At 39.7% G+C, this 12,540-nt stretch carries 11 protein-coding genes; all 11 read right to left on the bottom strand.

The window, feature by feature from the left end; genetic code table 11:
- The 11 genes from F1E05_RS08110 to F1E05_RS08060 all read right to left on the bottom strand — a co-directional run bounded on the left by F1E05_RS08110 (window position 1) and on the right by F1E05_RS08060 (window position 12,499).
- On the bottom strand, window positions 1-1,020 hold the full coding sequence (locus F1E05_RS08110; protein WP_150047818.1) for a FemAB family XrtA/PEP-CTERM system-associated protein: 1,020 nt from the start codon (window positions 1,018-1,020) through the stop codon (window positions 1-3).
- Between the two features lie 13 nt (window positions 1,021-1,033).
- On the bottom strand, window positions 1,034-1,879 hold the full coding sequence (locus tag F1E05_RS08105) for an XrtA system polysaccharide deacetylase (RefSeq protein WP_190303282.1): 846 nt from the start codon (window positions 1,877-1,879) through the stop codon (window positions 1,034-1,036).
- An 11-nt stretch (window positions 1,880-1,890) separates the two neighbouring features.
- Window positions 1,891-3,033 carry a non-hydrolyzing UDP-N-acetylglucosamine 2-epimerase gene (gene wecB, locus F1E05_RS08100; protein WP_232056819.1) on the bottom strand — a complete coding sequence of 381 codons (1,143 nt, stop codon included), beginning with the start codon at window positions 3,031-3,033 and terminating at the stop codon, window positions 1,891-1,893.
- Complete coding sequence (locus tag F1E05_RS08095; RefSeq protein ID WP_150047817.1) at window positions 3,014-4,039, bottom strand: XrtA/PEP-CTERM system-associated ATPase; 1,026 nt, start codon at window positions 4,037-4,039, stop codon at window positions 3,014-3,016. Before F1E05_RS08095 ends, wecB begins: the two co-directional genes overlap by 20 nt.
- A gap of 6 nt (window positions 4,040-4,045) precedes the next feature.
- The gene (locus F1E05_RS08090) at window positions 4,046-5,617 is read right to left on the bottom strand and encodes a TIGR03016 family PEP-CTERM system-associated outer membrane protein (RefSeq protein WP_150051862.1); all 1,572 of its coding nucleotides are present in this window, start codon (window positions 5,615-5,617) and stop codon (window positions 4,046-4,048) included.
- Window positions 5,604-6,476, bottom strand: coding sequence for an XrtA-associated tyrosine autokinase (locus F1E05_RS08085; RefSeq protein ID WP_150047816.1), 873 nt, complete (start codon window positions 6,474-6,476; stop codon window positions 5,604-5,606). Before F1E05_RS08085 ends, F1E05_RS08090 begins: the two co-directional genes overlap by 14 nt.
- Before the next feature lie 2 nt (window positions 6,477-6,478).
- A complete protein-coding gene (locus F1E05_RS08080; RefSeq protein WP_150047815.1) occupies window positions 6,479-8,008 on the bottom strand; it encodes an XrtA system polysaccharide chain length determinant in 1,530 nt (509 codons plus the stop codon).
- A 21-nt stretch (window positions 8,009-8,029) separates the two neighbouring features.
- The gene (locus F1E05_RS08075) at window positions 8,030-8,746 is read right to left on the bottom strand and encodes a polysaccharide biosynthesis/export family protein (protein ID WP_150047814.1); all 717 of its coding nucleotides are present in this window, start codon (window positions 8,744-8,746) and stop codon (window positions 8,030-8,032) included.
- A 37-nt stretch (window positions 8,747-8,783) separates the two neighbouring features.
- On the bottom strand, window positions 8,784-11,186 hold the full coding sequence (locus F1E05_RS08070) for a tetratricopeptide repeat protein (RefSeq protein ID WP_232056818.1): 2,403 nt from the start codon (window positions 11,184-11,186) through the stop codon (window positions 8,784-8,786).
- A gap of 71 nt (window positions 11,187-11,257) precedes the next feature.
- A complete protein-coding gene (locus F1E05_RS08065; protein WP_150047813.1) occupies window positions 11,258-11,998 on the bottom strand; it encodes a PEP-CTERM/exosortase system-associated acyltransferase in 741 nt (246 codons plus the stop codon).
- Between the two features lie 27 nt (window positions 11,999-12,025).
- Entirely contained in the window at window positions 12,026-12,499 is a 474-nt protein-coding gene (locus F1E05_RS08060) for a Crp/Fnr family transcriptional regulator (RefSeq protein ID WP_150047812.1), read from the bottom strand.
- Window positions 12,500-12,540: the final 41 nt, after the last annotated feature.

Raw genomic sequence — 12,540 nt, 5'->3', positions numbered from 1 at the left:
CTATCCTAAATCTTTAGCCAACAGCGGCCCGATAATTTGACTTATCGGCAACGGCAATCTCTTCCAGGCAGCAATGAATAATTGATATTTCGGATTTAGCGGATTAATCTCAGGAATTGTCAGCGCCTTTACTAAATTAACTTCGTAATACAAAGGCTCAGGTTCGAAGCCCCAATGCTTTTTAAACCGATAAGAACCTGTACCAACTTTACTGCGGCCGTAGTCGAAAACTGTGCAACCGCGCTCCACCGCTCGCCGCATCACTTCCCAGTACATGAAATCGTTGGCTTTTATGTCTCGGGCCTGCTCGGTACCGCCACCGTAATACGGTAACACTTCACCCTTGAAGTAAAAGTTCATCACGCTGGCCACTGCTTGACCTTCGTGTTCGATAGAAATAATGTCGCAGGCATCGCCAAATACTTCTTTCAAAATATGGAAGTAACGTTTTGGAAAAACCGGCGTACCTAAATTCCTGACACTTTCCGAATAAGCGCGGTAAAAGCGCTCAATCGAGTCGTCGACAACGCTGACCAAACCGGCCTTAATTCCGGCTCTAACCATTGCCCGCTGCTTACGAGGTATCGCCGACATATTTTTTTCATGGTCGGAATCCAAGCTTTTACGAAATGTCACATACAATTCTTTATGCGGCCAATTCGAATGTTGCTGAACCCGATTACGCATTTCCAAATAGTCGACTCCGAGTTCTTTAGCTAATTCGCTAGCTTTATTGGCCAACGCTTGGAAACTTTCTTGATTTTGCGCCAAGATGCCTCCGTACACGCAAAATGCATTGGAAATTAAGGCATTTCCAAACAACAGGCTTTTAATATGCACCAAAGGTAATATTCCGGTAATTTCCCCTTCTACTTCGTTGTAGAGGTAGTAAGTTGGGTGCCCGAAAGCTTGCCGGATAACGGCCTGCCAAGCCGACAAATGAAAAAAAGTAGCGTTTTCCGAAGCATTGACGTAGTCATCCCACCGTTGACGCTCGGCAGGTTCGAGGAGCTTAATCATGAAGGCTTAAAAATTAAGATTTTAAAAAGACGTGTTGCATGGTGTCCCAGGAAAAATCGTTCAGCAAACTTCTTAACCGATTCTCCATTTTGTTTAAATTCAGATAATGGCGAAATCGAGTTTTAGCGGGTAAATTTGCTTGAACTGGCTGGTCCGGATCAATTTCCCACGGATGAAAATAAAATATTCCGGGCTGTTTTTCTACCGAATTAATATAACGATAAGCCCATTTAGATAATACGTAAGGGTATAAGCGAAAAAACCCCCCGCCACCGCAGGGCATATTTCGTCCGAAGCAGTGAATGGTCGTGATCGGTATCTCCAATAAATCGACAGTATTTTCCGGTTTAAAAGCCACGCGAGGCGCATCCGGCATGCCGTATAAATCGTGTTTTACCGGATAAATGCTCGAACTGTAGCGATAACCCGCTTCCTCCAGTATAGGCAAAGCCCACAAATTTTTGGCACCGATAGAGTAGCTGGCCGCTCTGTACCCGGACACCGGACAGCCGGCTATATCTTCCAGGAGCATCTTGGTTTTAGTCACATCCGATTTGAATTGCTCCGGCGTCTGCTCCGTTACTCGAACATGCTCAAATCCGTGAGAGGCGACTTCGTGCCCTTCGGCAACCATGCGTTTAATCAAATCAGGATACCGTTCCGCAACCCAACCCAAAGTAAAAAATGTCGCACGAATCTGATATTGACCGAACAAATCCAAAATCTTGGCAGTATTTTCGTAAACCCTAGGCTTAATGCCATCCCAATCTTGTCTGGAAATATGCCTCTCAAATGCAGAAACTTGGAAATAGTCTTCAACGTCGACCGTCATAGCATTGCGTAGGGGTTGACTGCCCATCAGATACCTCTTTAAAAATACCGTCGAACTATTTCGTCTACAATTCGTTGAGCGGCCTGTCCATCCCAATACTCCGGAATGCGACCGGATTTTCCACCCGTTACCATTACATCCATAAAGCTGGTTAAAATTTTTTCAGGATCCGTACCTACCACCGTATTAGTGCCTTCATCTACCGTAACAGGCCGCTCGGTATTTTCCCGCAGGGTAATGCAAGGAACACCTAGGGCAGTAGATTCTTCCTGCAGCCCTCCGGAATCGGTGAGAACGACTTTTGCCCCCCGCAATAATCCAAGCATTTCTAAATACCCTACTGGCGGTAATAATAAAACCTTGGCATTTTCAAGTAAATTGTTCAACCCCGCTTGGACTATTTTTTGTTGAGTACGCGGATGGACAGGAAAAATAACCGGCAAATCTTCACTTATACGAATAACTGTATAAATAAGCCGTTGTAGTGTATCAATATCGTCGACGTTCGACGGTCTATGCAAAGTCAATAACGCGAACGTTCGCTCTTCAAGCCTGAACCGGAGTTGGTATTTCTCCGAAATTGCGGCTAACGATTCGGCTTTCTGACAATTTGCCAGCAAGCTGTCGATCATAACGTTGCCGGCGAAACATATACGCTCCTCCTGAATGCCTTCTTGTTTTAAATTATGAACGGCAGATCGTTCGGTAGTAAACAACAGGTCGGAAATTTGATCCGTTAATATTCTGTTAATTTCTTCAGGCATTGTTTTATCATAGCTGCGCAACCCCGCTTCTACATGAATCAATGGAATCTGCTTTTTAACCGCAACGAGTCCACAGGCAATCGTGGAATTTACATCACCCACCACGAGTACCGCAAAAGGCTTAATATCGTCCAGTACCGGCTCAAACCCAAGCATGACATTAGCCGTTTGAACCGCATGCGTACCGGAGCCGACACCTAAGTCTCGATCCGGCTCCGGTATACCTAATTGCTGAAAAAAAGTATCTTTCATACTCTGGTCGTAATGCTGACCCGTATGAACCAGATAGGGGGAAATAAGATGTTTAACCGAATTGAATTGCCGAAATATCGGCGCAATTTTCATAAAATTGGGCCTAGCTCCAACCACACATACCAAGGGTTTGGGCATAAACTCATCACCGTGAGTTATCGTCATATACCGAATCCATATCGAGCTGAATTAATATCGCCTTTCTCAGAAGAGCTTTTTCTTTATTCATACTATCATTCAACTTCTGTAATTGTTTTTCTAACCGAGATAGGCGTTCATCCAAACTGCCGGACTGAAGTTCTTGATATAAGTCTTTGGACTCTTCAGTGGCCCCCCCGGATAACTCCCCTGATTCCAGCAACATTTCTTCACTGACTTCACTGGTGACTTTATCAACAGCATGCCCATCTAAAACGCTTAACTCTTCCAAATAGCCGAATAACAGCAATCTATCGCATAAGGTGTTTATACGGCGGGGGATACCTTCTGAAAATGAATGAATATCGGAAAAAACACTTGCGTGAAACTCCGGCTTACCTTGCCAACCTGCAGTTTGAAGCCTGAAGAAAATATATTCCTTAGTTTCTTCGAGATCGAGCGGCTCTAAATGATAAGTAGAAACAATACGTTGTTTTAACTGCTCCATATCAGCTGCATAAATAGTACGCTTCAGCTCCGGTTGTCCGACAAGAAATACCTGAAACACCGGACTACCATTAACATCAATGTTGGTTAACATGCGTAGTTCTTCTAACGACTGTTTCGGTAAATTTTGCGCTTCGTCAACGATCAAAAGTAAGCGTTTACCTTCTCGAGCTTTTTCTACGATAAATTTCTCAAAACTCGACAATAAACTAGCCTTATCGTTATACAGATACTGAAACCCGAATGTCGACGCTACAAGCCTAAGCGTATCTTCCGGTCCGACTTGCGAAGTAACCATTACTCCGATAAGTAACTTATCTTTATTTAGATTTTTCGTTAAACTTTTAACTAAAATTGTTTTGCCAGTACCAGGAGCTCCCGTCACAAGCACAAAACCTTCTCCCTGAGTAAGGCCGTATTGCATGTAGGCTAAGGCACGTTTATGAACTGTACTTTGAAAGAAAAAATCCGGATCTGCAGTAAGCTGGAATGGCTTTTGCGAAAGATTATAAAAACCGTCGTACATAACAAATCAAAAGCGAACAGCAAAATTTGCGGTCGCCCGGTTCTCAATATAATCATTAGTCAATGTTGAACTCGAGTTTTGATTAATGTGGCGAAACTCTATTTTAGTATTCATCAATAACGGCCTACCTAAATTAATTGGGAAAGAGCGATTCAAGCCGAAAGAGAGATCATATCGGTTGTTGCTAGTTAGCGTATTGTCCACAATTTGCCAGTTTGGCCTAAAATACAGGTTAATTCTAGGCAAAAACTGCCAACGCCAAAAACCGGAAACCCCGTATACATCGTCCTGCTGTCCTAACGATTCATACTGACGTCGCTCGTTATAAAGTGTAGCTGAATAAGAACTTTTACCGGACTGATATAACCAAGAAATATCGGCTCGTTTTCTAACGACCACATCATCTACCAAAACGGCAGAGTTGTTAAAAATAGTAAATACATCACCCGTAGTGTCATTATCAACGCTACCGGACTCCGAAAAGGATGACGAAATCTGATTAATTACTAATTGTTGGATAGATAGCGTATCTTGAAAATATTTCAACATCAAATTCGCATTTTGCATTCGATAATTTAGAAATATATCCCAAGAACTTCCCGTATTTAATCCAATCTCTCTATGCTGATAAGTGACGCTAGACGTCAAATTATCAGTTGGGTTAAATCTTAAAGTAATATGTTTATTATTACCATAACCAGCCTCTACAGAATACCAAAGACTAGGACTCCATTGCCCTCCAATAGTATAAAACGCTCCATTACTTATATCTGACAAAGACTGAAACTGATTATTTTCATAACCGCCTAGAGCAAATAAATTAAACTTACGGCTTAAAAAATACCGCAAATTAGCATTATACTTTTCGAATAGAACATCATTCCCAGAAGCCCTATACTGATCATTTGAAGAATAATTTAAATTCCAACGCAAATGAGAAAACTTACTTCCACTAGAGAGGCCGAATTGTTTTGAAAAACTTTCGGTATCCGAAACAATATTCGGTATATTTAAAGTATTGTTATTATCAAACGTAGTTTTACTGTACTCTATTTTGAATAATCCGGTTGCATATTGGCCAAAATGTGGAGTCAAGTAGGGAGCAATAGTAAAATTCTTGACATCACTTCTATTACCACCTCCGGAAATATTATCGGTGGAAATAAGAGAGCTATTCAAATTTTGCTGAGTAATTGCACTGGAAGTCTTAATGAAAAATGTATTTCTGACAGGCTGAAACAAGCTATCCATTTGCAACTGATGCTTAGTGCTAAAAGAGTCATTTCCTCCTGCATTATATAATTCTTGTAACCTATAATTAATATTTGAATTACTCCAAGGGGAAATACCATTAATCGATATACCCGGAGAAATATCAGTGACAAATCCGGCTTCCTTATTTACGTCGGTCAATTTCAAGTTATCGGAAAATATTTCAGACATAGACAGATACGGACGGATATACCAATCAACTGCCAATGCATTGTTGGATAAAGTAAAGGATAAGGGCGTAATACTTAGTATGGAGTAAAAAAACTTTGCAATTTCTTGCATACGAAAAAATTTATGGGTGTCCATATTTTCCATAACCATAGTTATAGCCATACAATCCTAAATCTCTTTTAGTTTTATTTAAAAGAGTCATTACAACATCACAATTCGCTAACTTCGCAATCGAATCGTTTACTACATTTTGCGGTGTTTCTTCGGCCGCAATTACCAACACCACCTGTCCAACCAATTCAGCTAAAATTTGTGCCTGAGTAGCTACCAATAGTGGTGGCGAATCAAAAATAACTATTCTATCGTTATAACGACGGCTCACTTCTTCAGCAAACAAGTACATTCTTTGACTAGATAATAATTCCGTAGAATATTTATGCCTTTTACCGGCTGGAATCACGCTTAGATTAGGAAGGTCTGTCTTAAGAAAAATATCTGAAAAAGTTACTTTATCATTCTCTAAATATTCTATTAGTCCCAGTGATTGCTTTATTCCCAAATGTTTAGATATACTTGGTTTTTCCACGTCCGCATCGATTAGGAGTACACTTTTATCCAATTCATTTGCAATACTAAGCGCCAAATTAATGGATACAAAAGTTTTCCCTTCGCCCGGTAGACTACTACATACCAAAATCAAATTTGGCCTGGATATTCCATTTGCAGTCGATGCTTGAATGTTATTGACTAATGGTCTTTTAATTACTCTAAATTCTTCAGCTAATTGAGATTTGGTATCCACCCCGTTCAAAAATCCGTCCGCAGTCAACCCATCCCAGTTGACTTTAACAAAGTTATTCTCGAGATTAGCATTTTCAGTATGCTTGGTAATGTTGGAATTATTTGATAAATCTTCCGTAACCTTATTGATAGGCTCTCTATTTTGCAGCTCCAACTTGTTGGCTTTTTTTAAAGCGTCTTCAATTATACTCATAGTTACTTAAAAAATTCGTATATCATTATTCCAGCATATCCAACTGTTATGAATGTCATTGTTGACCATAATATCCAATCAATTTTTCTTGCCCTAGACTCAGCCTCATTCGTCAAAGATATACTGCCTAAAGTAGGCAAACCTGTAACCACTCTTACTTGGCGAGCAGACATAAACACTGGACGAATAAAATACATTAAGAAGGCTATACCAAAACCGGCTACAATCCCGCCGGCAAGTACAACCGAATAAAATAATTTGCGGTTAGGTGCTGACGGCTTAGTTGGTTTTGTTGGTGGATCAGCAATTTTGAATTTTAACCGAGAAGCTTGATCATCAACTTGTTCCGTTATATGTGCTCGCTCTCTGCGTTCCAAGAGTTCAGAATATTGAGAGTTAATTGTCTCGTAATCCCTATTGAGATTCTTCATTTCCGTTTCTATTGCGAGACGCTCATTCAACCCCTGTTGTAGACGCCCAATTCTATTTTTTATAGAATCGACAAGGGCTTGGCTTGATGCCACATCAGCCGATGCATTATCGTGCGAAATTTTCAGAGTTTGCACATATGGATTCGACATTTTCTGAGGACCAATTAAATCAAATTCGCCGTTTTCACTTTTACTCGATTGTAGCTTTTCTTGCTCCAGTGATTCAATTAATCTATCAATAGCCACAATATCCGGATGATTGTCGGTATACTTAATTAATAGATCTGTTTTTTTATTTTTTAGTTCCGCAATACGGGAATCTTCCACAGATGCGGATTCCGACAAATTGGTTACGCCCCAATCTTCATCAGACTCTTGAATTGTTTTTAACTGCTCGGCAATCACGTTTCTTCTGGCTTCGGCTTGCTGTAGATTTTGCAACGCTACATTCAATTGCTCTTTTAATTGATTTAACATTTGAAACTGATCGGCTTCACCAGACAAATAATCTATATTTGCACGTTTAAAGTCTTCTTTTGCTTTTTCGGCTTCTTGTAAGCGTATTTCATAATCACGAATTTGCTGCTCTATAAACCGTTGAGCATCACTAGCATCAGCCAACGCTTTACCCTGTGCCTGTTCCGAAAACACTGTCAATACAGCCTGAACGACACTTTGTGCAACTTCCGGATTGGTAGATGCATAACCGATATCGAATATATCTCTATCTCGAGCCGCCGAAATAGTTATGTCTTTTTTAAACTCTTCCAAATAATCATTAGATATTAAACCATTTATTGCTTCCGGTTTTAGCTCGGAAAGTTGGATAATTTTCTCCAAATTCGGTCTAGTGAACATTAACTGCTGAATAATACGTATCAACGAAGAAATATCCGGATCTATTACCATACCTCGCATCAAAGGACGAATAACAGTAGATGAATCTATATGCACCTTCGCCTTTGATTCAAACTTGTCAGGCATAAGAAATACAAATGCCCAACCCGCCACACAAACCAAAAGCGCAAGCACAATTGCGATCCTTTTATACTTTAAAGTACCTTTGACGTAAAAATAAACTTCAGTTAACTCTTGTTGCATCGCGAGTTGTAAAAAATAAAATCAAAAATAGGTATCAGGGATAATTAAGATATCACCGGGCATCATCAATACATTCGCTGTTAAATCCGCGTCGTCTATCAGATCATCTATCCGGACTCGATAGGCTCTTAATTCACCATCTACATTCCTAATTACCGTAGACCTATTACCGTCAGCATACTGGTTTAGCCCAATCTGGATAATAACGTCCAACAATGTCATACCTCGTTCGTAAGGTATTGCTTTACCTTGATATCTACCTATTCCACCGGATCTGGACCCACCTACACTTCCTCCTCCTGTAGATCCGCTGCCGCCAAGAGACCCACCACCCGTTGAATTATTGCCGGAACCACCTCCGCCAACACCGCCACCAATTCTGCCTATTACGCGTATTTGTTGATCCCTTACCCCTTTAAACTCCGAAACCATTACGACAACTTGCGGACTTTTCACATATGTCGCTAAAACCTTTTCGATGTCTCTCGCTAACTGATATGGAGTTTTACCACTCGCCAAAAGCTCTTCCACTAAGGGAACGGTAATTTTTCCATCAGGCCGAACGCTGGCTATAGTAGTCAGCTCCGGATTACCCCAGACAAAAATATTCAGGCCGTCTCCGGGCCCAATTTGATAGGTATAATCTGAAGATTGTTTTAAATCTTCTAATAACGGGGGCGAGCATCCAAAAGAAAAACAAACCAAAATTACTATAAAAAAAATATTCTTATACATCATAATGTTGCACCAAAACCCTATCCTTACTTAATCGTAACTAGTTTTTTAATTCGCTCAATAACTTTAACGCTTGATTTTTTATCGCAAAACCAGTCTTATACTTATCAGCCAAACTAATAGCTTGTTTAAGCTCAATTATCGCTGTTGCTTTATTTCCGGCATTCAATTGAGCAATCGCCAAATGATAGTGCATATCGGGAATTTTAGGAGCCCTCACGATCAATGACTCCAAAATCGTAAGACCCTCTTTATTCCTGCCATTTTTAATGAGAGACCAAGCATAAGTATCTTGGAAATACACATTATCGAAATCTTTTAGCTTCTCGCCTAACTGTAGACCCATGGCCAAATCGCTATCATTACTTGATTCCAGCAATAATGCTGCAAGATTATTTATCGCTAGTAAGGTATCAGGATTTTTATCTACTATATTTCGGTAAAGTTGTATTGCTTCGTTAATTTTACCGGTTTGCTCATAAAGACCGGCTAAAGCCATAGATAATTGTAAATCTCCGGGATTTTCCTCTAATCCTTTAATATACACTTGTTTTGCACTTTCTACGTCTTTTTGCAGCGCGGCTTCCACTTTAGCTAGTGCCAAATAGACCGAAGCTGATTTATCCGGAGTTTCTTTCAGCTGCAGCAATAAAAGCTGCTTGGCTTTATTTAAATTATTATTTGCCGCATACAAGTCAGCCAACACCCCAACCGTAGCTAAATTCGACCTATTTTTATTGTAATGCGATTCTAAAAATACAATAGCCTGATCTGTTTGCTTTAACGCTTCATAACACTTTACTAAGTTAACCATTGAGTTAACATGTCCAGGATAATCGGACAACAATTTCTGATACAACTCTATCGCAGCTTTATAATTACTTTTTCCTTGTAATATGTTAGCTTGCAAATATAATGGTATAGCCTTATTTTTAGAAAATAAGCCCAGCTTTTGCACCGTATCTTGTGCATCGTCCCATTTTTTTTCTTGAATATCCAGTTCCGCTTTATTAGTTAAAAATACCGATTGATTCGGCTTCGACTTTAAAGCTTTATCTAAATACAAGCGTGCGTTTTCAAACTGATTCGCTTGCAAATATCCGTTATATACCGGAGCAAATGCTTGCATATTCGCCGGATTTAACTCCAAAGCTCGTTTGAAATTTTGATCAGCCTGTTTTCTATCTTTTTTAAATTGATAAGCCTGCCCCATCAAAGCAAATGCCGCATCGGAATCGTTTTTCGACCAGGTTAACTTATTTAATAACTCTATTGCTTTATCAGGCTCTTTTTTCAGCAGAAAAAATTTCGCTTTTAACAAATTTGCTTCTAAAAAATCCGGATCTGCCAAAAGAATATTTTCGATATTCTTTTCTGCCGAAACATAATCCTGTTTACTCAATTCCAAATCAGCAAGTATCGCCATAGCGCTTAAGGCGGCTTTACCATTATTTTTACCATCTATGACTATCTGTAAACCTTTTTTTGCTTGTTCCAAATTACCATTTGCCAACATCCATTTAGATAGTTCCAATATTGTTTGAGGATTTTCTTTAGAGCTATCCAATAACGAATAAAACTCGCTTTCCAGCCTGGATTTATTTTTCGCATTGATAAATTCTAATAATATCAGTTTCGGCTCCACTTTTTGCGGCTGATTTGCCAACATACTACGTAGCAAACCCTCTGCCATATCCACCTTATCTTGCATTGCATATATGGATGCCAAACTCAATTTAAAATTATCAACATCCGGATATAACTCTATTAACTTCTTATAATCATCAATAACACCTGATATATTATTATTTTTTGCATTTATTTTTATTTTAAAAATTCTTAATGGGATGTTTTTTTCTTCTATACTCAATGCGTTATCCACTAACGATAACGCTTGATCGACATTTCCTTCCTCATATTTGAGTGCAGATTTTAAAGATAGGGCATCTATGCTTTTTTGATTTCCCTGAAGTACCTTATCAATTAAAGTCAATGCCTCAACTTTTTTTCCGGTCTTAACGTACGCAGATGCCTTCAATAAATTCGCTTCTTCGTCTGCTGCGTTCTTTTCCAACAGATATTCCGCTTGCTTAAGTGCTTTATCAAACTCACCGAATAACAAATGCAGCTTGCTTAGTTTTTTTATAGCCTCTAAATTATCAGGCTCTAATTCGACAACCTTGATCAAATTCTCCTTCATAGACTTGAAATTTTTATTTTTCTCGTCCAATAATGCCATATAATAATATGTCTCGCCTCTCTTATCATTTGCCTGATTAGACGACTTTAGCTCAAGAATCGCCTGATCGTAGTTTCCTTTTGCAAGCAAATCCTTACCTTTTTCGAGATGGCGAGCAGCTTGCTCGTCAGCTGATTCGCATCCCATCATCGCACTTAAGATTAATGCTTGGAGCAGTTTTTTATTGTTATACCTATCAATCACGTTTAGCACCAAATTCCTAAACAATTATTCCGATTAAATTGCAATAAATTCATTAACCATGATTATTAAAATCAAGTATTCTCCAAACTAACTTTTATCCATTTATATAACTCTCGTAAATTTTCGTCCATATTTTCAAGCGCAGATTGAGTCGTGATAAAATACGGGGCCCGGATACCATGATAATCTACATCTCTTCCCACTCTATGGAAATCTATACCCGATCTATGCATCAGTCGCGGTAGGAATGGCTCCATCATCGCGAACACATTCGTTCTCCCGTCTAATTCCGTTAACGCTGTAGCCGCCAGGAAACACGCGACCGCAATCAGTGAAAACGTGCGCTGTTCTTGAGGAGAAAAATGTAATCCGTTTAGCTCGCCAAATCTGGTTAGCGACTCACCGGTTCTTCTTCTGAATGCGGTATCGACAGCCAATCGTGAAATTTCGCAAACTGTGTCACGTTTTAGATTCAATCTGGCTACTTGCTCATGATCGATACTGTTATTGCAATACTTTTCCAGGGGCAGCGGTGCCAATTCAGTCTCTCCCATCGCCGGCACTAACCGCACACAGCCGGCGGGTAAATTGGAATTTCTATGGATAATAAGGCAATGCTTTGAATACGGATCGTATTCGTCAACTTCCAGCCTATCAGGAAACAAGTCTAGCGCTTCGTATTTAAACTCTTCACAATACACTCTATATCTAATTCCATATACCTGATCTTTTTCGGCTTGGCTGCTGGCTAAAACTATTCGAAAATAGTGCTCGAAATTTTCAACCAATTTTTGATTGGCTTCTTCACTCATCAGGCAACTCTTCCAGTTTTAGATAATTCAAAGGTATTTATCGATATCATGCGCTTTGATACCCCATGCTAAAAGCCTTTCAATTCTTTCATTTGCCAATTCAAGCCGACTAGCCATAATTTCGAACAAAGCTTTCAAAAACAAATAACCTTGGACGGGGTGATCGTCTAAATAGATACTCAACATGTCACTACGAATATCCAGAATACAAGCATCCGTCAATGCCGCAACGGAAGCGATCCTTTTGTGTGAACCGTATAGGCAGATGTCTCCAAAAATTGCTCCTTTGCCTAGATCGCAAAGCCCGGGAGTAACTCTAATGTTTCCATCAATTTCAGCACCGCCTAGCACGCGCACCTGACCACTCTCGATCATAAAAAAAGAGTTTCCAACCTCTCCTTTGTCTATAATTTTTTCACCCGCTTTATAGAGACGCCGCTTCCAAGCGGAGCCCTCCGAAAATTGCGGGGTATTCAATATTTCGTCTAGGATTTCCTTCATAGCCGAACATCACCTAATAAATTAGACAAACCTTACCACGG

The organism is Methylomonas rhizoryzae (assembly GCF_008632455.1).
Lineage (GTDB): Bacteria > Pseudomonadota > Gammaproteobacteria > Methylococcales > Methylomonadaceae > Methylomonas > Methylomonas rhizoryzae.
Note: the sequence above shows the minus strand (reverse complement) of the source record. Positions and strands in the feature narration are given on the sequence as shown.

What these genes read in the sequence shown, in the direction of transcription:
- F1E05_RS08110 (WP_150047818.1), bottom strand. Translation starts at nt 1,020, where the DNA reads ATGATTAAGCTCCTCGAACCTGCCGAGCGTCAACGGTGGGATGACTAC.
- F1E05_RS08105 (WP_190303282.1), bottom strand. Translation starts at nt 1,879, where the DNA reads ATGGGCAGTCAACCCCTACGCAATGCTATGACGGTCGACGTTGAAGAC.
- wecB (WP_232056819.1), bottom strand. Translation starts at nt 3,033, where the DNA reads ATGACGATAACTCACGGTGATGAGTTTATGCCCAAACCCTTGGTATGT.
- F1E05_RS08095 (WP_150047817.1), bottom strand. Translation starts at nt 4,039, where the DNA reads ATGTACGACGGTTTTTATAATCTTTCGCAAAAGCCATTCCAGCTTACT.
- F1E05_RS08090 (WP_150051862.1), bottom strand. Translation starts at nt 5,617, where the DNA reads ATGGACACCCATAAATTTTTTCGTATGCAAGAAATTGCAAAGTTTTTT.
- F1E05_RS08085 (WP_150047816.1), bottom strand. Translation starts at nt 6,476, where the DNA reads ATGAGTATAATTGAAGACGCTTTAAAAAAAGCCAACAAGTTGGAGCTG.
- F1E05_RS08080 (WP_150047815.1), bottom strand. Translation starts at nt 8,008, where the DNA reads ATGCAACAAGAGTTAACTGAAGTTTATTTTTACGTCAAAGGTACTTTA.
- F1E05_RS08075 (WP_150047814.1), bottom strand. Translation starts at nt 8,746, where the DNA reads ATGATGTATAAGAATATTTTTTTTATAGTAATTTTGGTTTGTTTTTCT.
- F1E05_RS08065 (WP_150047813.1), bottom strand. Translation starts at nt 11,998, where the DNA reads ATGAGTGAAGAAGCCAATCAAAAATTGGTTGAAAATTTCGAGCACTAT.
- F1E05_RS08060 (WP_150047812.1), bottom strand. Translation starts at nt 12,499, where the DNA reads ATGAAGGAAATCCTAGACGAAATATTGAATACCCCGCAATTTTCGGAG.